The 23,835-nt window shown below is 68.0% G+C and carries 24 protein-coding genes and 1 pseudogene; 14 read left to right on the top strand and 11 right to left on the bottom strand.

The window, feature by feature from the left end; genetic code table 11:
- The first annotated feature begins 4 nt into the window (after nucleotides 1–4).
- The 8 genes from ACOFKS_RS03720 (at nucleotide 5) to ACOFKS_RS03685 (ending at nucleotide 11,440) form a co-directional block, all read left to right on the top strand.
- Nucleotides 5–1,330 (top strand): FMN-binding glutamate synthase family protein, encoded by a 1,326-nt coding sequence (locus tag ACOFKS_RS03720; protein WP_419807893.1) that lies wholly within the window; start codon nucleotides 5–7, stop codon nucleotides 1,328–1,330.
- A 19-nt stretch (nucleotides 1,331–1,349) separates the two neighbouring features.
- Nucleotides 1,350–2,642, top strand: coding sequence for a type III glutamate--ammonia ligase (gene glnT, locus ACOFKS_RS03715; protein ID WP_419807892.1), 1,293 nt, complete (start codon nucleotides 1,350–1,352; stop codon nucleotides 2,640–2,642).
- A gap of 24 nt (nucleotides 2,643–2,666) precedes the next feature.
- Complete coding sequence (locus ACOFKS_RS03710; protein ID WP_419807950.1) at nucleotides 2,667–3,608, top strand: acetaldehyde dehydrogenase (acetylating); 942 nt, start codon at nucleotides 2,667–2,669, stop codon at nucleotides 3,606–3,608.
- Complete coding sequence (gene dmpG / locus ACOFKS_RS03705; protein ID WP_419807891.1) at nucleotides 3,608–4,651, top strand: 4-hydroxy-2-oxovalerate aldolase; 1,044 nt, start codon at nucleotides 3,608–3,610, stop codon at nucleotides 4,649–4,651. Before ACOFKS_RS03710 ends, dmpG begins: the two co-directional genes overlap by 1 nt.
- Before the next feature lie 830 nt (nucleotides 4,652–5,481).
- Nucleotides 5,482–7,239, top strand: coding sequence for a S9 family peptidase (locus ACOFKS_RS03700; RefSeq protein WP_419807890.1), 1,758 nt, complete (start codon nucleotides 5,482–5,484; stop codon nucleotides 7,237–7,239).
- 168 nt (nucleotides 7,240–7,407) lie between these two features.
- Entirely contained in the window at nucleotides 7,408–8,028 is a 621-nt protein-coding gene (locus ACOFKS_RS03695; RefSeq protein WP_419807889.1) for a cysteine hydrolase family protein, read from the top strand.
- Between the two features lie 237 nt (nucleotides 8,029–8,265).
- Complete coding sequence (locus tag ACOFKS_RS03690) at nucleotides 8,266–10,401, top strand: glycoside hydrolase family 3 N-terminal domain-containing protein (protein ID WP_419807949.1); 2,136 nt, start codon at nucleotides 8,266–8,268, stop codon at nucleotides 10,399–10,401.
- Between the two features lie 82 nt (nucleotides 10,402–10,483).
- On the top strand, nucleotides 10,484–11,440 hold the full coding sequence (locus ACOFKS_RS03685; protein WP_419807888.1) for an alpha/beta hydrolase: 957 nt from the start codon (nucleotides 10,484–10,486) through the stop codon (nucleotides 11,438–11,440).
- A gap of 287 nt (nucleotides 11,441–11,727) precedes the next feature.
- Here ACOFKS_RS03685 and ACOFKS_RS03680 read toward each other — a convergent pair whose 3' ends face one another.
- The 3 genes from ACOFKS_RS03680 to ACOFKS_RS03670 form a co-directional block, all read right to left on the bottom strand.
- Nucleotides 11,728–12,198, bottom strand: a complete 471-nt coding sequence (locus tag ACOFKS_RS03680; RefSeq protein ID WP_419807887.1) for a hypothetical protein — start codon at nucleotides 12,196–12,198, stop codon at nucleotides 11,728–11,730.
- Nucleotides 12,199–12,220: 22 nt separating this feature from the next.
- Nucleotides 12,221–12,838 carry an OmpA family protein gene (locus tag ACOFKS_RS03675; protein ID WP_419807886.1) on the bottom strand — a complete coding sequence of 206 codons (618 nt, stop codon included), beginning with the start codon at nucleotides 12,836–12,838 and terminating at the stop codon, nucleotides 12,221–12,223.
- Between the two features lie 125 nt (nucleotides 12,839–12,963).
- The gene (locus tag ACOFKS_RS03670; protein WP_419807885.1) at nucleotides 12,964–13,233 is read right to left on the bottom strand and encodes a GlsB/YeaQ/YmgE family stress response membrane protein; all 270 of its coding nucleotides are present in this window, start codon (nucleotides 13,231–13,233) and stop codon (nucleotides 12,964–12,966) included.
- A gap of 273 nt (nucleotides 13,234–13,506) precedes the next feature.
- Here ACOFKS_RS03670 and ACOFKS_RS03665 point away from each other — a divergent pair, with 273 nt between their 5' ends.
- The 3 genes and pseudogenes from ACOFKS_RS03665 to ACOFKS_RS03655 all read left to right on the top strand — a co-directional run bounded on the left by ACOFKS_RS03665 (nucleotide 13,507) and on the right by ACOFKS_RS03655 (nucleotide 17,108).
- Complete coding sequence (locus tag ACOFKS_RS03665; RefSeq protein WP_419807884.1) at nucleotides 13,507–14,949, top strand: PAS domain S-box protein; 1,443 nt, start codon at nucleotides 13,507–13,509, stop codon at nucleotides 14,947–14,949.
- Nucleotides 14,950–14,988: 39 nt separating this feature from the next.
- Nucleotides 14,989–15,396, top strand: a pseudogene (locus tag ACOFKS_RS03660) (hypothetical protein).
- 86 nt (nucleotides 15,397–15,482) lie between these two features.
- Nucleotides 15,483–17,108: a hypothetical protein gene (locus ACOFKS_RS03655; protein WP_419807883.1), complete on the top strand. Its 1,626-nt coding sequence runs from the start codon at nucleotides 15,483–15,485 to the stop codon at nucleotides 17,106–17,108.
- Here ACOFKS_RS03655 and ACOFKS_RS03650 read toward each other — a convergent pair.
- The 4 genes from ACOFKS_RS03650 to ACOFKS_RS03635 form a co-directional block, all read right to left on the bottom strand.
- On the bottom strand, nucleotides 17,080–18,222 hold the full coding sequence (locus ACOFKS_RS03650) for a GNAT family N-acetyltransferase (protein WP_419807882.1): 1,143 nt from the start codon (nucleotides 18,220–18,222) through the stop codon (nucleotides 17,080–17,082). The two genes, ACOFKS_RS03655 and ACOFKS_RS03650, sit on opposite strands and share 29 nt — an antisense overlap.
- A gap of 69 nt (nucleotides 18,223–18,291) precedes the next feature.
- Complete coding sequence (locus ACOFKS_RS03645; RefSeq protein ID WP_419807881.1) at nucleotides 18,292–18,753, bottom strand: RidA family protein; 462 nt, start codon at nucleotides 18,751–18,753, stop codon at nucleotides 18,292–18,294.
- Nucleotides 18,750–19,415 carry an HAD family hydrolase gene (locus ACOFKS_RS03640; RefSeq protein ID WP_419807880.1) on the bottom strand — a complete coding sequence of 222 codons (666 nt, stop codon included), beginning with the start codon at nucleotides 19,413–19,415 and terminating at the stop codon, nucleotides 18,750–18,752. Before ACOFKS_RS03640 ends, ACOFKS_RS03645 begins: the two co-directional genes overlap by 4 nt.
- A complete protein-coding gene (locus ACOFKS_RS03635) occupies nucleotides 19,412–19,684 on the bottom strand; it encodes a DUF3572 family protein (RefSeq protein WP_419807879.1) in 273 nt (90 codons plus the stop codon). The genes ACOFKS_RS03640 and ACOFKS_RS03635 overlap by 4 nt, the downstream gene beginning before the upstream one ends.
- A gap of 45 nt (nucleotides 19,685–19,729) precedes the next feature.
- Between ACOFKS_RS03635 and ACOFKS_RS03630 the strand changes: the two genes are divergently transcribed.
- Entirely contained in the window at nucleotides 19,730–20,092 is a 363-nt protein-coding gene (locus tag ACOFKS_RS03630; protein WP_419807878.1) for a response regulator, read from the top strand.
- Between the two features lie 232 nt (nucleotides 20,093–20,324).
- On the opposite strand, the gene rpmG is transcribed toward ACOFKS_RS03630, so the two are convergent.
- On the bottom strand, nucleotides 20,325–20,492 hold the full coding sequence (gene rpmG / locus ACOFKS_RS03625) for a 50S ribosomal protein L33 (RefSeq protein WP_419807877.1): 168 nt from the start codon (nucleotides 20,490–20,492) through the stop codon (nucleotides 20,325–20,327).
- Nucleotides 20,493–20,650: 158 nt separating this feature from the next.
- Here rpmG and ACOFKS_RS03620 point away from each other — a divergent pair, with 158 nt between their 5' ends.
- Nucleotides 20,651–20,962 carry a hypothetical protein gene (locus ACOFKS_RS03620; RefSeq protein WP_419807876.1) on the top strand — a complete coding sequence of 104 codons (312 nt, stop codon included), beginning with the start codon at nucleotides 20,651–20,653 and terminating at the stop codon, nucleotides 20,960–20,962.
- 58 nt (nucleotides 20,963–21,020) lie between these two features.
- Nucleotides 21,021–21,587 (top strand): TMEM165/GDT1 family protein, encoded by a 567-nt coding sequence (locus ACOFKS_RS03615; RefSeq protein ID WP_419807875.1) that lies wholly within the window; start codon nucleotides 21,021–21,023, stop codon nucleotides 21,585–21,587.
- Here the strand turns inward: ACOFKS_RS03615 and ACOFKS_RS03610 are convergent.
- From ACOFKS_RS03610 to ACOFKS_RS03600, 3 genes are read right to left on the bottom strand one after another with little or no spacing between them, the layout of a single operon-like run.
- Nucleotides 21,582–22,121, bottom strand: coding sequence for an AAA family ATPase (locus tag ACOFKS_RS03610; RefSeq protein ID WP_419807874.1), 540 nt, complete (start codon nucleotides 22,119–22,121; stop codon nucleotides 21,582–21,584). The genes ACOFKS_RS03615 and ACOFKS_RS03610 overlap by 6 nt on opposite strands.
- Nucleotides 22,118–22,660 (bottom strand): DUF6508 domain-containing protein, encoded by a 543-nt coding sequence (locus ACOFKS_RS03605; RefSeq protein ID WP_419807873.1) that lies wholly within the window; start codon nucleotides 22,658–22,660, stop codon nucleotides 22,118–22,120. The genes ACOFKS_RS03610 and ACOFKS_RS03605 overlap by 4 nt, the downstream gene beginning before the upstream one ends.
- A complete protein-coding gene (locus tag ACOFKS_RS03600; RefSeq protein WP_419807872.1) occupies nucleotides 22,557–23,828 on the bottom strand; it encodes an alpha/beta hydrolase family protein in 1,272 nt (423 codons plus the stop codon). Before ACOFKS_RS03600 ends, ACOFKS_RS03605 begins: the two co-directional genes overlap by 104 nt.
- Nucleotides 23,829–23,835 lie beyond the last annotated feature (7 nt).

Below are 23,835 nucleotides of genomic sequence, written 5' to 3'. Positions count from 1 at the left end.
GCCGATGGACACCGACAAGATCCCACAAACGTTGCCTCGTCAATCGGCGACGTTCGATCCCTATACCTTGTCCGAAATCCGCCGTGCCGCGGCGACCGGCATCTACGACATTCGCGGCGCCGGCACGAAACGCGCGCTCCCGCACTTCGACGACCTGCTGTTTCTCGGCGCCTCCATTTCGCGGTATCCGCTTGAAGGTTACCGCGAGAAGTGCGCCACCGACATATGGCTCGGCACCCGCTACGCGAAAAAGCCGATCCATCTCGCCATCCCGATCACCATTGCCGGCATGAGCTTCGGTTCGCTGTCCGCCCAGGCAAAGGAAGCGTTGGGGCGGGGGGCCGGCGCGGCGGGCACTTCGACGACCACCGGCGACGGCGGGATGACACCCGAAGAGCGCAGCCAGTCCAAGATTCTCGTCTACCAATATCTGCCCTCGCGCTACGGCATGAACCCGGAGGATTTGCATAGGGCGGACGCGATCGAGGTGGTGATCGGCCAAGGTGCCAAGCCCGGCGGTGGCGGCATGCTGCTCGGCCAGAAGATCTCCGATCGGGTCGCGCAGATGCGTAACCTGCCGAACGGGATCGACCAGCGTTCCGCCTGCCGGCATCCTGACTGGACCGGACCCGACGATCTGGAGATTAAGATCGAGGAACTGCGGGAGATCACCGATTGGGAAAAGCCGATCTACGTCAAGGTCGGCGCGACTCGGCCCTATTACGATATCGCGTTGGCGGTGAAGTCAGGCGCCGACGTGGTCGTACTCGACGGGATGCAGGGTGGCACCGCGGCGACGCAGGACGTGTTCATCGAGCATGTCGGCATCCCGATCCTCGCCGCGATCCGCCCGGCGGTGCAGGCGCTCCAGGACCTGGGCATGCACCGCAAGGTGCAGCTGATCGTATCGGGCGGCATCCGCAACGGTGCCGATGTCGCCAAGGCGCTCGCGCTGGGTGCCGATGCGGTCGCGATCGGCACGGCGGCGCTGGTAGCGCTCGGAGACAACGATCCGGCTTTCGAGGACGACTATCGCGCGCTGGGCACCACCGCCGGGGCATATGACGATTGGCAGGAGGGGCGCGACCCGGCCGGCATTACCACGCAGGACCCGGTGCTGGCGGCCCGACTAGACCCGATCGCCGCGGGACGTCGGCTCGCCAATTACCTCGCCGTGCTGACGCTGGAGGCGCAGACGATCGCCCGCGCGTGCGGCAAGAGCCATCTGCACAATCTCGAACCGGAAGACCTCGTCGCGCTCACCATCGAGGCGGCGGCGATGGCGCGGGTGCCGCTCGCCGGCACCGACTGGATACCGGGCAAGTTCTGACGAAACGGGGGCGGCACGAATGACCATCGATCTGGCGAGCGTCGCCGAACAACAGGGCATCAAGTATTTCCTGATCTCCTACACCGACCTGTTCGGCAGCCAGCGCGCCAAGCTGGTGCCGGCCGCCGCGATCGGTGGCATGCAGAAGGCCGGAGCGGGCTTCGCCGGCTTCGCCACCTGGCTCGACATGACGCCGGCCGACCCCGACCTGTTCGCCAGGCCCGATCCGGACAGCCTGATCCAGCTGCCGTGGAAGCCCGAGGTGGGCTGGCTCGCCGCCGACCTGTGGATGAACGATTTACCGGTCGCGGCCTCTCCACGCAACGCACTCAAGGCGCAGATCGCCAAGGCGGCCGAACAGGGCCTGCAGATGAAGACGGGCGTCGAGTGCGAGTTCTTCCTGATCGCGCCCGACGGCACCGGCGTCGCCGACGTCGCCGACACCCAGGTGAAGCCCTGCTACGATCAGCAGGCGCTGATGCGCCGCTACGACGTGATCACCGAAATCTGCGACTGCATGCTCGCGCTCGGATGGCGACCGTACCAGAACGACCACGAGGACGCGAACGGACAGTTCGAGATGAACTGGGAATATGACGACGCGCTCGTCACCGCCGATCGGCAGGCGTTCTTCAAATACATGGTCAGGAGCATCGCCGAGAAGCATGGTCTACGCGCGACCTTTATGCCCAAGCCGTTCGTCCATCTGACGGGCAATGGTTGCCACATGCACGTCTCGGTGTGGAAGGGCGAGGACAACGCCTTCGTCGGCGGCGACGACGGTCTCTCGCCGTTGGGCCTGCGCTTTATCGGCGGCGTGATCCACTCGGCCGATGCGATGGCGGCGATGACCAACCCGACCGTCAACAGCTACAAGCGCATCAATGCGCCGCGGACGCTGTCCGGCGCGACCTGGGCGCCCAATTCGGTGACGTGGACGGGCAACAACCGCACGCACATGATCCGCGTGCCCGAAGGCGACCGTTTCGAACTGCGCCTCGCCGACGGGGCAGCCAACCCGTACCTGCTCGCCGCGGTGACGTTGGCGGCGGGGCTGGACGGCATCGCCAACCATCGCGATCCGGGCGCACGGCTCGACATCAACATGTACACCGACGGCCACATGATCGCCGATGCCAAGAAGCTGCCGCTCAACCTGCTCGACGCGTTGCGGTCGCTGGAGGCTTCGACGGTGCTGCGCGACGCGCTCGGCCCGGTCGTGCCGGCCTACCTGAAGCTCAAGCATGGCGAATGGAACGATTATGCGCGCCACCTGACCCAATGGGAGCGCGACACCACGCTCGATTGCTGAGCGGCGATCCGTCGAACGAAAGGGCTGAACGTGAAGGTCAAGGTGGGGATCATCGGGTCGGGGAACATCGGCACCGACCTGATGATCAAGATCCTGCGTCAGTCCGACGTGTTGGAGATGGCAGCGATGGTCGGAATCGATCCGGCGTCGGACGGGCTGGCGCACGCCGCGCGACTGGGCGTGGCGACCACCGCCGACGGGATCGACGGCCTCGTCGCCTTGCCCGTCTGGCCTGATATCGAAATCGTCTTCGACGCGACGTCGGCCGGCGCCCACCGGCGCCACAGCACGGTGGTTACAGATGCCGGCAGAGTAATGATCGACCTCACCCCCGCCGCGATCGGGCCCTATGTGATCCCGGTGGTCAACGGCGACGCCCATCTGGACGCCGCCAACGTCAACATGGTGACCTGTGGTGGTCAGGCGACGATTCCGATCGTCGCCGCGGTCGCGGCGATAGCGACCGTGCATTATGCCGAGATCGTCGCGTCGATCGCCTCGAAATCCGCGGGCCCCGGCACCCGCGCCAACATCGACGAGTTTACCGAGACCACCAGCCGCGGCATCGAGCAGGTCGGCGGCGCCGCTCTTGGCAAGGCAATCATCATCCTCAATCCAGCCGAGCCGCCGATGCTGATGCGCGACACGGTGGTCACGCTTTCCACCGGCGCGGACGAGGCCGCGATCGCCGCTGCGGTCGAGGCGATGGTGGCGAAGGTCAACGCCTACGTCCCCGGCTATCGGTTGAAGCAGCGCGTGCAATTCGAGCGCTTCGGCGCGAACAACCCGGTACGGATACCTGGCCATGGCATCTTCGAGGGGATCAAGACGACGGTGTTTTTGGAGGTGGAGGGCGCCGCGCACTACCTGCCCGCTTATGCCGGAAACCTCGATATCATGACCTCCGCTGCCCTCGCCACGGCCGAAAGGATCGCGACCCATCAGCTGATGAGGGAAGCGGCGTGATGTTCGATCCGACCTCGACCAACCTCTATATTCAGGACGTGACGCTGCGCGACGGGATGCATGCCATCCGGCACCGCTACGGCCTCGATCACGTCCGCAGCATCGCACGCGCGCTTGACGCCGCCGGGGTCGATGCGATCGAGGTGGCGCATGGGGACGGGCTGGCGGGATCGTCGTTCACCTACGGCTTCGGCGCGCATACCGACTGGGAATGGCTGGAGGCGGTAGCGGAGGTGCTGGATCGCGCAGTGCTGACGACTCTGCTCATTCCAGGCATCGGCACGATCGAGGAGCTGCGTCACGCGCATGCGCTGGGCGTACGATCGGTGCGGATCGCTACGCATTGCACCGAAGCCGATATCGCCCGCCAGCACATCGGTGCCGCGCGCGACCTCGGCATGGACGTGTCCGGCTTCCTGATGATGAGCCACATGTCGTCACCCGACGCCTTGGCACAGCAGGCGCTGCTGATGGAGGGGTATGGTGCGCACTGCATCTATGTCACCGATTCCGGCGGCGCGATGGATATGGACGATTATCGCGCCCGGTTGCTGGCTTACGACCGGGTGCTGAAGCCAGCGACGCAGCGTGGCGTCCACGCACACCACAACCTGTCGCTCGGTGTGGCCAACAGCCTGACCGCCGTGCAGGCTGGAGCGATCCGTGTCGACGCCAGCCTTGCCGGCATGGGCGCGGGCGCGGGCAACGCGGCGCTGGAGGTGTTCATCGCCGCCGCCGATCGCAAAGGCTGGAACCATGGCTGCGACCTGTTCGCCCTGATGGACGCCGCAGAGGAGCTCGTTCGCCCGCTGCAAGAACGACCGGTTCGGGTTGACCGCGAAACGCTGAGCCTCGGCTATGCCGGAGTCTACTCGTCATTTCTGCGCCACGCCGAACGGGCGAGCGCGGATCACGGCATCGATACCCGCGCCATCTTGGTCGAGCTGGGACGGCGGCGCATGGTGGGCGGGCAGGAGGACATGATCGTCGACGTCGCGCTCGATCTCGTCGCCTCTCGCGAGAATAGGGCGTCGCAAGCATGACCGCGTGCGGCGGACAACGGCGACCGGCCGACGTCGGCGAACACAGCAGAAACGCAGGATGGGGGATGCGAGGGCAGGAGATCAAGGCTCGACCGGCGCGTATCGCGGCTTCATGCCGCAATCCCCTCGCGCCCGGCTTGGGAGCTGCGATCCCGGTGATGCCCGCATGCGCCCAGGAAGCGCGGTACGCCCGCGGCGCTAAGGCGTTCGACCGCCGTTCACCGCTGGACCAGATTGGCAGGGCCGATCGCCTGCAGGCGAGCATGCCGTGGACGCGTCCTGCGGTGGATGCGTCGAACACTAGCGACTTCCGTCGCACCGACGATGAGGAAGGCCACAGGGTATCCAGCGCGCGGTCATCGGCAAAACGCCCCGACGCGGCCGCTGTAAGGACAGATCCCGATACAAGGTCGCAGACCGGTCGCGGCTCGCGTTTCCCGGCGAGAGGCCTGCGGTGATAGCGCGCGTCCTCCGCGCCAATGGTCAGCCGCGTCAGATCGTCGGGCGACCGTCCGACGCGCCGAACGCGGTAGGACTGATGCCGTGACGTCGACGTCCCCGCCCACCCGGTCGGACGTCGACTGAGCCGATCGAGCGGAAGGATCGCAACGATGGAGCGGGACATACGCGCCGACGCCCTCTTCCAGGAAGCACGAAATCTGCTTCAGGCCGCAGGCAGACCCGGCGAAGATTTCGTCAGCGATATCGCTGACCTTCGGCGATCTCCCGATCCGGGGCGCCTGCTCTTTACGGGAACGGTCGCCGATGACCTGACCGGCCCTGCGACGACGCGGATCTGCGATTACGAGCTCGCCACCGGCTCGATCAGAATGTTGACCGAGGGTCCCAACTCGGACCGGCACGCCCGCCTCTCGCCAGACGGGAATCTGATCGCCTTCCTGTCCGACCGCGACCGGGCCTCCGACTTCCAGCTCTTCTTCCTCGACACGCGAACGCAACGGCTGACCGCCGGTCCGAGGCCGCACGGATGGATCGAGTATTTCGAATGGTCGCCGGACGGCCGCAGGATCCTGCTCGGCGTCGCAGCTCATGGCGCCGACCTGTCCAGCGGTCAGGGCGCGACCGGAACGGACACGTTTCCTTCGAACGAGCCCAGCTGGATGCCGCAGGTGATCGGTCCCTCCCCGGACAATGCGTGGCGCCGCATCTGGATCGTCGACGTCGAGACGAGTGAGGCGCGCTGCGTATCCGGCGACGCCCTCGCCGTTTGGGAAGCCAGTTGGTGCGGCGACGACAGCCTGACGGCGATCGCGTCGCCCGAGCCGGACGAAGGTGCCTGGTATGCGGCGGCGTTGTCGCTGATCGACGTGACCACCGGCATGGCGACGCCGGTGTACACGCCGACGCACCAGCTCGCCGTGCCGAGGGGATCGCCGTCAGGTCGCTTCGTCGCGTTTGTCGAGGCGGTCGCCAGCGATCGCGGGTACGTCGCCGGAGACCTGCGTCTCTACGATCGGCGGGACCGATCGCTCACGTCGCTGGAAACAAGCGGCATGGACGTCACGTCGATCGCTTGGACCGGGGAGGACGAGTTGCTTGCGGCTGGCTATCGAGGTCTTTGCACCGTGGTCGCGACCGTCCGCGTGGGCGGCGGGCCAGGCCGGACGTTGTGGGAGGAGAGCGGCATCTCGACGTCGGGCAGCCATCCCGTCGTTCTCGGGCTCGATCGGCCCGACACCTTTGTCTTCGTCCGGGAAGGCTTCTTCGACAGACCGGGTATCGCCACCGTCGTCGATGGCATAGCGAAGATCGCGCCGACCGCGGACCCGGCGCCGCCATGGGGAGACATCGGGCAGGCGGAGGCGGTGCGATGGCAGGCGCCCGACGGCCTGACGATCGAGGGCTGGCTGCTTCGTCCCGGTGGTGAGCCCCCCTATCCCACCGTGATGGACGTGCATGGCGGGCCGATCGTACACTGGCGACCCTATTGGCTGGGCCGTGCCCCGCATGTCCTGATGCTGCTGCGCCACGGCTACGCGATCTTCATGCCGAACCCGAGGGGAAGCTCGGGACGAGGACAGGATTTCGCCGGCCGCGTGGTCGGCGACATCGGCGGCGCCGACACCGCCGACTTCCTCTCCGGGATCGACCACCTGATCACGGCGGGCATCGCCGATCCTTGCCGGCTGGGCGTGATGGGCCTCAGCTATGGCGGGCTGATGACCTGCTGGCTGACCACGCAGGACCGGCGCTTCGGAGCGGCGCTTTCGGTCGGCCCTGCGACCAATCATGTCAGCCATCATCTCACATGCAATATCCCGCAGTTCGTCCGCCTGTTCGTGCAGGATCATTACACCGACCTTACCGGTAGATACTATTCGCGCAGCCCGCTCCTGCACGCGCACCACAGCCGTACGCCGACGCTCCTCGTCGCGGGTGACCTCGATCGATGCACACCGGCGAGCGAGGCGCTGCAGTTCCACAATGCGCTCGTCGAGAACGGCGTGGAATCCTGGGTAGTTCGCTACCCCGAGGAGGGACACGGCGTCCACGGAGCATACGCCTCGGCTGACTTCGCTGCGCGCTGTGTCATGTGGTTCGAACGGCACATACCGACGCGCCGCTAGCCTGTCCGAACGCAGGGGCCGACGATCACATGCCGGTTGCGAAGAACCAGAAATTGACAAGGCCGATCGGCTATGTGATGATCTGTGATCACTCTTGGTGGCGCCATTTGTCAACGCAGATCGATGTTCAGCACAGCGCGACCGTCGGCTTGAGGAAGGTGCGGAACGATGATCAACAGGTTCGGTCCAGAAACGGCGTTGCTGGTGATCGATGCCCAGAAAGGGATCAACGACCTGGAGCATTGGGGCGGGCCGACCGGACGACGGAACAATCCTAATGCGGAAGACCGTGTCCGCGACCTGATCGGCGCATTCCGTAGTTGTGCGCTCACCGTGGCGTTCACCGTGCACGACTCCCGACAGGAGGTGTCGCCGTTGAAGCTGGGGACGCCGGGTGGCGAATTCCTCGACGGCATCGCCCCCCGCGACGGGGAGCTCGTCGTGATCAAGGACGTGAACAGCGGCTTCGTCGGCACCAGCCTCGAGATCGAGCTGCGGCGTCGTGGCATCAGTCGCCTGGTGACCGTCGGCTATTTCACGAATTTCTGCGTGGAGTCCTCGGTGCGGATGGCAGGCAACCTCGGCTACGATAGCTATATGGTCCCTGATGCTTGTGCCACCTGCAACCGTCTCGGCTTCGATGGTGTCGATTACGATCCGCAAACGGTCCACGACCTTGCCATTGCAAGCTTGCATGGCGAGTTCGGCACCGCTCTTCGCGTCGAGAACACGCTCGGCTTGCTGCGCGGTGACGCGCCGATGTTATCGCGACGACAAGCTAACGAATAAGTGCACCGATGTGGGCCGTATGCGAACGAAGTGACCCGCGCGTCGCAGGGTCGGCGGCACTGGTCCGGGGAGAGCATTGTGACCGAGAGTAAAACGCCATCGCGGCGGCAGGTGGTACAATCGCTCGGACTGGCCACAGCCTTGTCCAGCGCATGGGCTGCAAGTCCGGTGCGTGCTGCACTCGCGGCTACCGACGCGCTGCCGGTGCCGGCCGCCGTCGACGACCTGATCGCGCGCATGACGCTGGAAGAAAAGGCGGGGCAGCTCACGCTGCTGCCGGCGGCCTGGAGTGGCGGTCGGGCGACCGCGCTCAATCCGGCCGGTGTGGGCCACGATTTCGACGCGCAGATCGAGGACGCCGTCGCCGGCCGGCTGACGGGCGTGTTCAACGGCAACGGCGCGACGATGGCGCGCCGGATGCAGACCGCGGTGATGAAACGGTCGCGGCTTAAAATTCCGCTGCTGTTCGCCGCCGACATCATCCATGGCCATCGCACCATCTTCCCCACGCCTCTTGCTGAAGCGGCCAGCTTCGATCCCATGCTCGCCGAGCGGACCGCGCGCGCCGCCGCGTTCGAGGCGGCGGGTGCCGGGATCGATTGGACCTTCGCGCCGATGGTCGACATCGGCCGCGACCAACGCTGGGGCCGGGTCATGGAGGGTGCAGGCGAGGACGTGTTGCTGGGCAGCCTGTTCGCCGCGGCGCGATCGCGCGGCTTTCAGGGACACAGCCTCGCGGCCGACGACGCGATGCTGGCATGCGTCAAGCATTTCGCCGCTTACGGCGCGGCGGAGGCCGGACTCGACTACAATACCGTCGACGTTTCCGAGCGCACGCTGCGCGAGGTATATCTACGCCCGTTCAAGGCCGCGTTCGACGCAGGCGCGATGTCGACGATGGCGTCGTTCAACGAGCTGTCGGGGGTGCCGGCCACAGCCAATCGCTGGTTGCTCAGCGACCTGTTGCGCGACGAGTGGAAGTTCCCCGGGCTGGTGGTGTCCGACTACACGGGCGACGAGGAATTGATCGGTCAGGGTATAGCCACGGACGGTCGTGACGCCGCGCGGCTCGCCTTCCTCGCCGGCGTCGACATGAGCATGGCAAGCAATCTCTACATGCTGCACCTTCCCGGTCTGGTCCGCGACGGGGCGGTGCCCCTCGCAACCCTCGATCGCTCGGTGCGCCGGGTCCTCGCGACCAAGGCGCTGCTCGGCTTGTTCGACGATCCTTTCCGCCGCATCGATCCGCGGCGGGAGCGCGCGCGCTCCCGCCGTCCCGCGACGCTCGCATTGGCGCGCGAGGCCGCGCAGAAGTCGATCGTGTTGCTCAGGAACGAGCGCGGACTGCTGCCGCTCGCCAAGACGGCCAGGGTCGCGGTGGTCGGCCCCTTTGCCAGCGGACAGCACGACCTGATCGGCGGCTGGTGCGTCTATGGCGACGATGCATCGGCGATCGACCTCGCGACCGGGCTGCGGAACGCGGGCGGCACGATCACGACCACGGCCGGGTCGGGCGTCGAGGCGGCGCTGCCGGGCGGCATCGCGGCGGCGGTGGCGGCGGCGCAGGCGGCCGACGTGGTGCTGCTTGCCGTCGGTGAGAGCCAGGACATGTCGGGTGAGGCGCAGTCACGCGCCGAGATCGTGCTGCCGGCTGCCCAGCAGGCGCTCGCCGAGGCCGTGGCGGCGACGGGCAAGCCGATCGTCGTCATCCTCAAGAACGGTCGCGCGCTGGCGCTGTCCGGCGCGGTCGCGAATGCCGGCGCGATCCTGGTGACATGGCAGCTCGGCTCCGAGACGGGCAACGCGATCGGCGACATCGTCTACGGCAAGGTTTCGCCATCGGCGCGGCTGCCGATCAGCTTTCCTTTCTTGTCCGGGCAGGAACCCTATCACTACGATCACAAGCCGACCGGCAGGGCGCAGCCGCCTGGTCCGCCCCAGCCCTACAAGGCGCATTACCGAGAGGCCCCCAACGCAGCGCAGTTCCCATTCGGGCACGGGTTGACCTATGGCGAGATCGCCTATTCGGCGCTGCAGATCGACGGTGACGGCAAGCTCGCCTGGGACGGTGCCATTGAGATCGCCGCACGGGTCACCAACATTGGCACCCGCGCCGCGGAGAAAGTGGTCCAGCTCTACATCAACGATCCCGTCGCCAGTGTCACGCGGCCGGTCCGCGAACTCAAGGCGTTCCGCAAGGTGGCGCTGGCGCCGGGTGCCTCGGTGCTGGTGCGGTTCGTGCTGAGACGCGAGGACCTGACCTTTATCGGCATGGACCTGAAGCCGACGGTCGAGCCGGGCGTCTTCAACCTGTGGGTGGCACCGTCGGCACAGGGAATGGGGGTGTCAGGACGCTTCGAACTCGTTCGGTGACGACAGGTCGGCGTCGACCCCCGGCGAGGAACGGTAGATATCGTAAGCAGCTCTTTTGGCGGAATTGACTATGGAAACAGGGATGGACATCAACCGACGCACGCTGCTTCGCGCCGCCGCCGGGGCAGCGGCAACGGCAACGAGCCGGCCGTCGCTGGCGCAGTCCCCAGCAGCGACATGGCCGCCTGGCGAACACATCAGGCTCTGGCCGAAACGCCCGCCCAACGCGCCGGCCCGCCTGCCGACACCCCGACTTACCCTGAACGGACCTGCGGACCGCCGCGAGCTATGGCTGACGGGGGTCGCCGAGCCGAGCGTGAGCGTGTTCCGGCCGACCAGGCCGGACGGGCGTGCGCTTATCTCGATTCCTGGCGGTGGCTACCAGTTTCTGTCGATCGAAAATGAAGGCTTGAACGTCGCCAGGACCTTCACCCCGTTGGGCTTTACCGTTTTCGTACTCAGCTATCGCCTGCCGGGCGAGGGGTGGACCGAGCCACAGGACGTGCCGTTGCAGGATGGTCAGCGGGCGATACGACTGATCCGGGCAAACGCGGCATCTTTCGGGATCGATCCGGCCAAGATCGGCGTGATCGGCTTTTCCGCCGGTGGACTGCTTGCGGCGTCCCTCGCCGCCGCTTGGGACGACCCCGTCTATACCAAGGTCGACGCGATCGACGAAGTGGACACACGTCCGGATTTCGCCGGCCTGGTATATCCGGTGACATCGGGGGACCGCATGCGCGTCGGCACCGGCCCCGCCGGGCGTTTCGACCCCAAGCGCCGGCTGGGAGCGCAAACCCCGCCGCTGTTCATCGTGCATGCGCTCGACGACCCTATCGTGCCGTTCAGCGAGCCTTTGGACATGCTGCAAGCGGCACGCGAGGCCCATGTGCCGGTCGAGGCGCATTTCCTGCAACAGGGGGGGCATGGTTTCGGCCCCAGTTACCTGTCGACCGATCTGCCCGGCTCGCGATGGCCCACACTGTTCGATCTCTGGGTGCAGCGTGCCCTGGCCAGGCCGATCGCTGCGCCGTCATGACCGGGCGCATATCACGCCGCTGGACATCGGGCGTCTGGACGATGTTCATCAGCTGCTTCCCGACGAGCTTTACGGCATCGGCGGGGATGACCGAGGTCTGGCCTTGCATGGTGCGGATGACAGTCTGCGGTTCCGCCACGACGCCGTAGCTCAGCACGATCTCGCAGAGGCATCGCCGTGTGTTGGTCAGCCCGTAATTTCGGCGAGACGCACTACGGACGAAGCAGCGTAGACCGAACGCACTAAAGCCGCCGGAAACGATCCGGCGGCTTCCCGACTGCTGGAGTTCAGCTCCGATCGGTGACGTAGGATCGGTAGCGCTGGCCGCCCATCGCGGTGTCGCGACTACCGTAGAGGATGCCCTCGTCAGCCTCGTCGACGCCGTTGGTCGGAGCGGCATAGTCCCAGCCCTCCGACCGCCACTGCTGCGACCGGGAGTCGAGATCGACCGTGTTGGCCTCCTCGAGCGCCTGGACCGCGGCCGGTGTCTTGTCGTCGTCCACGTCAGCGGTCAGCAGGAACCCGCCGCGGCGGATGCCCTCCTCGTAGGTATGCCGATCCTCGTGCGGCACGAACACGTTCTTGATCGAAGCCCACAGTCCCTGGTCCTCACCGGTCGAATAGTCGCCCGAGGTCTTGTGGGTGGTCTGGTCGTGGACAGCGACCGAGCCGGCGTCGACCCCTGACTGGCGGAGACGCTCGGCCCCCGCGTCGGCGTCGGCCTTCGTGTCGAACAATGCGGTGATGGTGCGTGACATGTTGATCTTCCTTCCTCGGTGCTTAGCGCTGGGTGACGACGAGTTCGGTGCGGCGGTTCTGCGCCTGACCGGAGGCGGTGCTGTTGGTATCGACCGGGTCGGCGTCGCCGCCGCTGGCGGTCGCGATGCGGCGGGGGTCGATGCCCCTGGAGACGAGCGCCGCCTTGACGCTGTCGGCCCGAGCCTTGCCGAGCGCGACGTTCGCCGCCGCGCTACCGCGGGTGTCGGCGTAGCCGGCGATGCGGATGCGCGCGTTCGGATACTGCTTCAGCGTCGCCGCGACCGCGTCCAGGTCGGCGACGTCGGCCGGGCGAATGTCGCTCCTGGCGGTGTCGAAATTGAGCTTCTCGAACGTGAACGTCTGCGGAGTCGGGCCGGTGCCGGCCAGGTAGGTGCCCAGCCCCGACGTCGGCGAGAGCACGGTCGACTGCGGCGCGTTCGCGGTCTGGGCGACGACGGTGCTGGTCGTGGTCGTGGTCGTCTCGATCGCGTCTCGATGCCCGCAGCGGCTGAGCGCCAGCAACAGCGCAAGGACACCCAGCGCTAGCAGCAGCCAAGCCAGCCAGTTCACCTTCTTCTTCTCGACGTGAATTGCTCTTGGCGGCGCACCGTCCGTCCGCTTGCCGTCGTTCTCAGCCATTCCGACTCTCCTGTTGGGGTGCGCTGTCCGCCGGTCTGACGACCGCGCCGGTTCTAAGTTACGCGCAGAGCGACGCCGATCCCGCCGCGGGGACCGGCGCACCCTGCCTGCTACTTAGTCCCGTATCAGCGGACCGAGCCGCGACGGACGAGATTGACAATCGCGAGCAGTACGATCGCGCCGAGCAGCGACACGCCGATCGAGGTGACGCTGAGCTCGCCGCTGGTGATCGGCGCGCCGCCGATGAGCGGCGTGACGATGAAGCCGGCCAGCACCGCGCCGACGATACCGACGACGATGTTGAGGAAGATGCCCTGCTGGCCATCGGTCCGCATGATCATGCTGGCGACCCACCCGATGAGGCCGCCGACGACGAGGAGAATGATGAGACCCATGTTTGCACTCCGAGGCGACGATGCGGCGGACACGATTGTCGTGCCGCATGCGCCTAGTTCCGGTGCATCAACTCACCGTGCGACCACGCGTTCAACGAGCGCGCTTCGAGCCGCGCAGTCGACTGATGTAGGTGTCACGATAAGGTTGGTTGTTTTGCAGCATTCTTGGTTGTCCGCCAGGAACCGAGGGCTGGGGTCGCGGCTTGTCGCTTCATGACAGAAGCCGATACGACGAGACCTCGCTCCCCCACCCTGAGACATCTGGAGCAGCTGATGGCCGGACTGACGGCAGGAGTGATCCTGATCGACCCGTCCGGCACGCTCGTCGGCGCTAACGAGGCTGCGCTGCGCATGCACGGCGTGACGCGCCAGGAAGAACTCGGCGGCACCGTGGACGACTATTGCCAGCGGTTCTGCCTGCGCTACCGCAACCACCACCGCCTGGCGAAGCGCGAATACCCGCTGGTGCGCATGCTCGCGGGCGAGAGCTTGCCGGACCTCGTCGTCGAAGTGGCGCCCGTCGGCACCAACGAGCCGCGCTGGACACACGAGGTCCACGATGTGGTGATGGACGAGGACGGCGGCGATCCCGACTGTCTGGCGCTCGTGATCCAAGACGTGTCGGAGCGGTACGATGCCGAGGCCAGGTTCGAGGCCATGTTCCAGGCCAATCCGGCACCGGCGCTGATCCTGAGGCTCTCCGACCAGCGCTTCATTCGGGTGAATTCCGGGTTTGCCGAGCTTTGCGGTTGCGCGCGGGACGCGATCGAGGGCCGGCACCTGCGCGATTTCGACATCCTCGCGAAAACCGACCGTCACGCGGTGGTCGCCGAACGGCTTGCGGCGGGCGCCACCATCCCGCAGGTCGAGGCGGAGCTGTCGTTACCCGACGGGTCGAGCAGGCTCGTTGTCCTCGCCGGGCAGCCGATCGAGGTTGCCGACCAGCGTTGCCTCCTCTTCACCTTCGCCGACCTCGAGCCGCGTCGCCGCGCGGAAGGCGCGTTGCGGGACAGCGAGCATCGGTCGACCACGATATTCCGCTTGGCACCGGCGGCCATGGCGGTCACCGCCGCCGACGATCAGCGCATCATCGAGGTGAACGAGGCGTTCGTCCACATGACGGGCCGTTCGAGCCACGAACTCGTCGGACGCAACGTCGACGACGTCCAGCTGTGGAACGACGCCGCCCAACGGCGGTCGATGGAGCAGGAGATCGACCGGCGCGGCGGCGTGCGGACCTGCGACGTGCGCGTGCTCCCCAAAGCCGGGAACCCGATCGACTGCCTGGTCTCAGCCGAGGCGATCGACGTGCGGGGCGAGCGACGTGTGCTGTGGCTCTACCAGGACGTGACCGCGCGGCGGCACAGCGAGTTGGAACTGGTCGGCGCGATCGAGGCGGTGATGAAGGACGCCAGCTGGTTCAGCCGCTCGATCATGGACAAGCTCGCGACCCTGCGGGGAACCGACGGCGCCGAGCCGCAGGCGACACCTGAACTGAGCAGGCGCGAGCGCGAGGTGCTTGAGCTGGTCTGCCAAGGGCTCGACGACAAGGCGATCGCCGGGCGGCTCGAGCTGACCAGCAATACCGTTCGCAACCACGTCTCCAGGCTCTATGCCAAAATCGGCGTCAACCGCCGCAGCGCGGCGGTGATCTGGGCGCGCGAGCGCGGGATCGGCTCTCGATCCGCCTCTAAGGGTCAGGATTCATCGAGGTGAGGGCTGCGATCTGATCCAGGCTCCGTGAGGAGACCGGGGATGCGCGATCCGTATCGGCTGACGGACGAGCAGATTGCGCTTCTGCGGCCGTTCTTCGGCGGGTGCTGAGCGGCATCGTCCTCGTCGACCGCGACGGGCTGCGCTGGCGTGACGCGGCGAGCGCCGACGGTCCGCACAGGACGCTATACAATCGGTGGCAGCGCTGGGGCCTCACGCCGTCGCCGATGCGAACGGCCGTCCCTTGAGCTTCTTCATGACCGCAGATCCCGCAACGAGCCGGTCAAGTACGACAAGCGGCGCTACCGGCGCCGCAGCGAGATCATGGTCGGCCGCCGCAAGGACGGACGCCGCGTCGCCACCCGCCACGACCGCTGCCCCACCATCTTCCTCTCCGCCATCGCCCTCGCCGCCACCGGCGGTGCTAGGTCCGACTCAAGGCCGAGATGACGTAAGTTGAAAACCTTCCTCGACCTTCGCCGCATATTGATCCGTACCGCTTGTCGGGTGCACCGGCCGTCCGGTAGAGCCGGCCCATGCAGGGGGAGCCGGTGCACTGGTGGCAGACACGGGGCTTCGTGGCCGCGATGGCGCTGCTCGCATGCGTGCCGCTGCTCTGGCCCGACATCCCGCCGCTGGTCGACCTGCCCGGCCATATGGGCCGCTATCGCGTCGAGCTGGCGATGGCGTCGGACCCTGGCCTCGCGCAATGGTATGATTTCCGCTGGTCGCTGATCGGCAATCTCGGCATCGACCTGTTGGTCCTCCCGCTGGCGCCGATCTTCGGGCTGGAGTTGGCGGTCAAGCTGATCGTCATGGCGATCCCGGCGCTGACCGTCGCCGGGCTGCTGTGGATCGCGCGCGAGGTGCATGGCCGCATCCCCGCCACCGCGCTGTTCGCGCTGCCGCTCGCCTATTGCTACCCGTTCCAGTTCGGGTTCGTGAACTTCGCGCTGTCGATGGCGCTGGCGCTGATCCTGTTCGCGCTGTGGCTGCGGCTGGCGCGCGCCGGGCGGCTGCGGCTGCGCGCGGCATTGTTCGTGCCGCTCTCGTGCCTGTTGTGGGTCTGCCATACCTTCGGCTGGGGCGCGCTGGGCGTGCTCGCCTTTTCGGCGGAGATGATCCGCCAGCACGACCGGCTGAAGGAAGGGCATAACGGGCATTGGCTGGCGAGCTGGCTGCGCGCCGCGCTGGGTTGCGCGCCGCTGGCGCTGCCGATGGTGCTGATGGTGCTGTGGCGCTCGGGGGATCATGTCTCCGGGCAGACCGCGGACTGGTTCAACTGGCAGGCCAAGCTCAACTGGGTCGAGATGGTGCTGCGCGACCGCTGGATGACGTTCGACCTGCTGTCGGTCGGCGTGTTGTGGCTGGTGCTGGTGCTGGGGCTGCTCGATCGGCGGGTAGAATATTCGCGCCATCTGGCGCTCTCCGCGCTGTTCCTGTGCGCGGTGTTCGTGGCGTTGCCGCGCATCGTCTTCGGGTCCGCCTATGCCGACATGCGGCTCGCGCCGTTCGTCTTCGCGGTGGCGCTGATCGCGATCCGGCCGCGCCCCGGCCTGTCTTTCCGGGGCGCCTCGACCTATGCGGCGCTAGGGCTGGCGTTCTTCGGCGTAAGGCTGGCGGGGACGACGGCGAGCTACTGGCTGTACGATCAACGCTATGACCAGGCGCTCGCCGCGTTCGATCATGTGCCGCAGGGCGCGCGGGTGGTGACGTTCGTCGGGCGGCGCTGCACCGACGACTGGGCCTATTCGCGGCTGGAGCACATTCCCGCGATGCTGATCGTGCGGCGGCTCGCCTATTCCAACGACCAGTGGTCGATGGCGGGCGCGCAGCAACTGACGACGCGCTACGTCGCGGCACAGGGCTTCGCGCACGACCCGTCGCAGATCGTGACCGACGTGAAGTGCCGGGGCGAGTGGTGGCGGCCGGTCGACCGGGCGCTCGCGCGGTTTCCGCGCGATGCGTTCGACTATGTCTGGATGCTGCAGCCGCCGCGCTTCGATCCGCGGCTGACGGCGGGGATGACGCCGATCTGGCGTGATGGGCCGGACACGCTGTATCGCGTCGACGATCGCCGTCAGCCCGAGCCGGTCGAACCGCCGCAGCCTCCTCAATTCACGCCGGCCCAACTCAGCAAGCCGCCCCGCCCCCGCGCCTGAACGGGGTCAGCTCGCCCAGATACGCCTGCTCCTGCTCCACCGCCGCGCGTTCGCGGGCGACGAAGTCGGCGACGGCGGCGCGGAAGCCCGGATCGGGCAGGTAATGCGCCGACCAGGTCGGCACCGGCTCGTAGCCGCGCGCCAGCTTGTGCTCGCCCTGCGCGCCCGCCTCCACTGTACCCAGCCCGCGTGCGATCGCAGCGTCGATCGCCTGGTAGTAGCAAAGCTCGAAATGCAGGAACGGCACCTCTTTGGTGCACCCCCAATAGCGCCCGTACAGCGTGTCGCCGCCGATCAGGTTGAGCGCGCCCGCGACGGCAACCCCGTCGCGCTCGGCGAGGATCAGCAGCACGCGGTCGCCCAGCGCCTCGCCCAGCAGCGGGAAGAAGGCGCGGGTCAGATAGGGCTGCCCCCATTTCCGGTTGCCGGTATCCTGATAGAAGCGCCAGAACGCCGCCCATTCGCGCGGGCCGATCTCGGCGCCGGTCAGGTGGCGGATCGTCAGTCCGTCGACGGCGGCGGCGCGTTCCTTGCGGATCGCCTTGCGCTTGCGGCTGGCGAGCGTGGCGAGGAAGTCGTCGAACGTCGCATAGCCGCGATTGCGCCAGTGGAACTGCGTCCCCTCGCGGATCAGCCAGCCCGCCGCCTCGAACAGCGGCACCTGTTCGGGCGTTACGAACGTCGCGTGCGCGGAGGACAGCCCGTGCTGGTCGGTCACCGCCTCTAGCGCGGCGATCAGCTTCGGGCCGGCGGCGGGATCGCAGAGCAGCAGGCGCGGGCCGGGCACGGGCGAGAAGGGGGCGGCGACCTGTAGCTTCGGATAATAGTTGCCACCGGCGCGGCTCCACGCATCGGCCCAGCCATGGTCGAAGACATATTCGCCCTGGCTGTGCGTCTTGACATAGGCGGGCGCGACCGCCGCCGCCGCGCCGTCGTCACCATCGACGATCAGGGGCACCGGTTGCCACCCCGTCCGCCCGCCGACGCTGCCCGACGCCTCCAGCGCGGCGAGGAACGCGTGGCCGACGAACGGATTGTCACCCGCGCAGGCGTCCCACTCGGCGGCGGGAATCGAGGAGACGCCGGGGGCGAGGCGCGCGGTGACGGCGGTCATTGGGGGGCTATGTAGGCGCGGAACCGGTCGGGACCACCCTTCTTCTCCATCGAAACCGCAGGAGGGGGATCAGTCCCGCACGGCGAACACCGCATCGACCTCCACCGCCGCACCGCGCGGCAGCGCCGGGACGCCGACGGCGGCGCGGGCGTGGCGGCCGGCCTCGCCGAACACGTCCTGCATCAGCTCGGACGCGCCGTTGGCGACCTCCGGCTGCTGCGTGAAGCCGCCGGTCGAGTTGACGAACACGCCCAGCTTGACGACGCGCTCGACGCGGTCGAGCCCGACGGCCGCCTGCACCTGCGCCAGCAGCATCAGGCCGCACAGCCGCGCCGCCGCCTGCCCCTGCGCGACGTCGACGTCCTCGCCCAGCCGTCCGGTCACGACCTGCCCCTCGCGGAACGGCAGCTGTCCCGACACGTGGAGCAGCCCGTTCGCGAGTACCGTCGGCACATAGGCGGCGACCGGCGCGGCGGCGGTGGGCAGCGTGATGCCGAGTTCTTCCAGGCGGCGGTCGGTCTGCGTCGTCATGCGTCTTCCTTTGCGTGGGCGGCGGGCTGGCCGGCGGCGAAGCGCGCGGCGATCCATGCCTGCGCCTCCCGCCAGTCGTCGATCCGGGCATGCGCGTCGGCGGCGGGCGGCATCGCGGGGGCGAGTTCCGGCTCCGACACCATGTGCAGGCGATGGACCCCCGGCGCGTGCTTCGCGACCGAGGTGTGATGGACGGGCAGGTCGTCGACGAACACCGTCACCGACGGCTCGTATTCGGCGACCAGCGCTGCGACCGGCGTGCCCTTGCCGCCCTGATTGCAGACGACGCGGTGATGGATGCCATGCGCGGCGAGCTGATCGAGGCGTGGCTGCCGGCACTCGTCGGCGAGATTGGTCAGTACGACGATGTCCGCCGTCTCCGCCAGTGACGCCAAGGCGTCGGCAGCGTGCGGCACCAGCGTCTGCCGCGCCATCTCGCCGGGGAAAAAGCCGTGGAGCAAGCCCCACATCTCTTCCTGCTGGAGCGGTTCGACGGTGTTCCGCCGTTTGATCGACTGCTGGAAATCGCCCGCGCCGATCGTGAAATCGATGTCGTGATGCTCGTCCAGCCAGGTGCGGAAATGCTTCACCATGTGGAGCAGCACCTCGTCGCAATCGGTGATGAGGAGGGGGCGCCTGTCCTGCGCCTGACGCTGGGTCATGCGTCCATCGCCGCGGCGGCGCGCGCCAGCGCCTCCGGCCGCACGTCCAGGTCGGCGGCGCACGCGATCAGGTCGGGCTCATGCGCGAGCAGGAACGACAGGCAGGCGCCGAGCACCACCGGATCGCCCAGCCGATCGCGCAGCGCGTCCGCCTCCAGCCCGGTCGTCGCCAGCAGCCGCTCGGCACGATCCTGATCGGTCAGCGTCCACGCCAGCGCGCGCAGGCCCAGCGTGCCGGCGTCGGCCGTCGTCTCGGGTTGGCGGATCAATGCTTTGCGCCTAGCGTCGTGAACCGAAGGACCATGGGGGGCGGCGTGGCAAAGAAGGTGCTCGTTGTCGAGGACAACGAACTCAACCTCAAACTGTTTTCCGACCTGCTCCGCGCGCACGGGCACGAGGTGGTGCCGGTCCGCGACGGGCGCGAGGCGGTGGCGGTGGCGCGCGATTTCGTGCCCGACCTGATCGTGATGGATATCCAGATGCCCTACGTCACCGGGTTCGAGCTGATCGTGGCACTCAAGGCCGACGACGATTTGGCGGGCATTCCGGTAATGGCGGTAACCGCCTATGCCGGTCGCGAGGACGAGGACCGCATCCGCGCGGCGGGCGCGGCGGCCTATGTTTCCAAGCCGATCAGCCTGGCTAGATTCATGGAAACGGTGAACGGGCTGCTGTAGGCGCAGGCCGCTCAAGGCGGCAAGCACGCCGGTGCCTGGCGAAGCCGGTAGCGCCTGGAGCCGGCAAGCGGGCGGGCGAACCGCCCGGCCTGATCGACGGCGGCGGGTCTGCCGTCGCTGCTGCGGATCGGAGTGCCGGTAAGCGCCGCGGCAAAGCCGCGTCGTTGGTCGTCGCTGCGCTACGCCGGCCGAGTTCGCGCGAGTCTTGCGCCAGCGTGGCGCAAGCCGCGCTTTATTTAATCTTCGCTTCCTTGAACTCGACGTGCTTGCGCACGACGGGATCGTACTTGCTGAAGGTCAGCTTCTCCGTCTTCGTCCGCGGATTCTTCTTCGTGACGTAGAAGAAGCCGGTGTCGGCGGTGCTGACGAGCTTGATCTTGACGGTTGTTGGCTTGGCCATGACTCGATCTCGGTAAAAGCAAAGCGAGCGGCCGGCAAAAGCCGCCGCTCGGGACAGTCGCGGCCCATGGCCCAGCCCCCGGCGCGAGTCAACCGTGCGTGCCTTAACCGGGGTGTAACAGCCGTCTGGCAAAGTCTCCGCGAGATGGAGAGTTCGACATGGCGGACCTTGATTCGGTACGGCTGGAACTGACGACACGGATCGCGGCGATCGACGGGCGCGCTTCGTCCCTGCGCGCGGGCGAGATGGCGCTGGCGGTCGACGAGATCAGGCACATCGCGCATCATGCCGGGCTCAACCCGACCGTCACCGTCGCACACTTCATCGAGGCGGCGCTGGCGCGGGGCGAGCGCGGGGTGCTGGTCCATGGCTGGCTGCAGATGCTGCGCGACGCGGTGGGTGCCGAGCGGCAGGACGTCGCCGCCTGCGACAGCTTCGCCGCCGCCTGCTCGATCCGCCTAGCGGCGTGACCCTTATCGGACGCGATCGGCGAACCGGCAGGCTGACGCCTGCCTTGCGATCGCGATAGTGGACGCGCTGATGGCGGCGCTGGTCGTCGCCGCGCTGGCGCAGGTCGGCGACCGTCCGGCGTGGCTGGCCGCGATCCTGGCCGACCGTTACCGCCAGCCGGGGGTCGTGATCGTCGCGGCGGCGGTGGCGCTGGCGGCGGCGAGCGCGATCGCGGCGGCGCTTGGTGCGCTGCTGGCCCCGAAGCTGACACCGGAGGCGAAGCAGCTGCTGCTCGCGCTGGCGCTGCTGCTCCAGGGCGGCGGCGCGGTGTTCGCCGTCAAATCGCCGGAGCGGCTCGACGGCTGGCGGCTCGGCGCGGCGGCGACCGCGACGCTCGGCCTGTTCATCCTGCTGTTCGGCGAAGGCGTCCAGCTCGTGGTCGCCGCGCTGGCGGCGCGGACGCCGGTGCCGGCGCTCGCCGCGGTCGGCGCGACGCTGGGGGGGCTGGTCCCGCTGGCGGCGGCGGCGCTGCTCGGCGAGCGGGGCTGGACCGCGCTGCCACTGGTGGCCGCACGCCGCGCGATCGGGGCGTTGTTCTTGCTGGCGGCGCTGTGGCTCGGGCTGGGGGCGCTGCGGCTGCTATAGCCGCGCCCGCACGAACGCGACCCGCTCGGCAACCGCCCCGCGCGGCAGCTCGACCAGCGTGTAGCCGTAATCCGCATAGGTCGAACGCATCACCGCCTCCGTCGCGCGCGCGACCTCCGGCGACTGTTTGCGCTCCGCGTCGTGCGTGTAGATCTCGGCCCAGAACGGCGCCAGAAACACGCGGGCGTTGTATCGCGTCGCCCGCGCCGCCGCGTCGAACGCCGCCGGCACCGCCAGCCCCGACACGCGCAGGAAGCCGACCACATCGGGCACGCCGCGATCCAGCACCGTCACCTTGCCGCCCGCCAGCGCGGCCGCGTGCGCCGCCACCTCGCACGGCAGCATCAGCGCGGCGAACGCCCGCTCGTCCACCCAAGGCAGCGCGGTCCCGCCCGCCGCCACCTGTTCACGGATGATCGCCCGCCCCACCTCGTCGCTGGTCGCCACCCCGGCGGCGGCGAGCGCGTCGATCAGCGTCGACTTGCCCGACCCCGGCCCGCCCGTGATTATGTGAAGGCGGTCGGTGGCGGTCACCGGTCCGGTGCAGGACCCGGCAGCGCCAACACCGCCCGCGCACCGGCGTGGAGCCGGCCGTCGCCGAACAGCGCGGCCCAAGCGCCGTCGCAGAACCGCTCGGCCCGGTTGTACGAGCGCAGCGTGTTGAACAGCGTCGTCCGATCCATCCGCCCCAGCTGTCCCGCGTCGATCGCCTCCCCGCCGTTCGCCGCCCGCCATGCCTGCGTAACGGCCATGTAATCGCGCGTGTCGACGCCGCCCCAGCCGGCCGCGTCCAGCGCGGTCCAGTAATCGGCGATCGTCGCCGTGTAGACCGGCCATGGCATCACGGTCTCGCGCGTGCCGTCCGGCCGCATCTGCGCGTCCCCATCCTGCCAGGTCACCACCTCCTCCCGGGTCGACGGGTGCGCGGCCAACCAGGCACGCAGGGCGGACAGGTCTCCTTCCACGCGCCTACAGCCCGAGTGACGCGCGGAGGAATGCGTCGGACTTCGCCAGCAGCTTCGCACGCGCGCTCGCGTCCAGAAGGTAATGGTCGAGGCCGCGATACTCGACATAGGTGACCTGCTTGCCGTCGTGCTTCAAGCGGCCGGCCATCGCACGCGACTCGGCGACGCCGACGTTGACGTCGCGGTCGCCGTGGAACAGCAGCACCGGTGCGGTGATCGCCGACGCGTTCTGCAACGGTGACCCGGTGCGGACGTGCGGCCCCGGTCCTATGAACGCGTCGACGCGACGGAAGTTAGTGAAATCGCGCGATTCGGCGCGCAGCATGTCGAGGTCGGTGACCGGCGCCACCGCGACGATCGCCTTGAACAGCGCTGGGTCGAGCACCGCCGATTGCAGCGCCGCGTAACCGCCATAGGACCAGCCGAAGATCGCGAGCTTGCCCGGCGCGGCGATCCCGGCGCGGCCGAGGTAGCGGCCGGCGTCGTTGACGTCGCCGATCGCGGTCCGCCACGAGCGGAAGCCGTTCTGCTGGAACCAGCGGTCGCCATAGCCGGTCGAGCCGCGGAAATTGGGTTGCAGCACCGCGAAACCGCGCGCCGCGAAGAACTGCGACAACCAGTCGACGCCCCACTCGTCGCGTGCACCGGGCCCACCATGCGGCAGCACGATGGCGGGCAGGTTCTTGCCGTCGGAGCCGGGCGGCAGCGTCAGATAGGCGGGGATGGGCGTGCCGTCGGCGGCGGGAAAGGTGATCGCGCGCACCGGCGACAGCCTCGTGCCGGCGAGCTCGGGTCGTACCGGCAACACCTCGCCCAGGTGCCGCGTCGCCTTGTCGTAGACATAGTAGCGGCCCGGATCGCGGTCGCCGCCGATGAACAGCAACAGCTTGCTCTCGTCCGCGCTCGCGTCGACGAACGAGATCAGCGGCTGGTCGGGCAGCGCGCGGCCGAGCGCCGCCTGCAGGCGCATGAGATTGGGATCGAAGAAACGCGTCTGCCGCACGTCGGTCGCGAAGCTGACGCCGACGACGCGCTGTTGCCGGCCGACCTGGATCAGGCCGTCGACATCGACATCGGCGCGGTCGAGCACCAGTTTACGCTTGAGCGTTCCGTCCAGCGCCACGCGGAACAGCGCCACCCGCCCGTTCTGCCGGTCGAACCCATAGGCGACATTGGCATTCAGGTCGACGGCATACGGGTAGAATCCGCCCGCGTCCGACACTTTCGACAGCGGCAGCCACTCGCGTGAGCCGGGCCGACGATAGAGATAGGTCATCGTCGCC

Source organism: Sphingomonas sp., assembly GCF_965200135.1.
Taxonomy (GTDB): Bacteria; Pseudomonadota; Alphaproteobacteria; order Sphingomonadales; family Sphingomonadaceae; genus Sphingomonas.
Note: the sequence above shows the minus strand (reverse complement) of the source record. Positions and strands in the feature narration are given on the sequence as shown.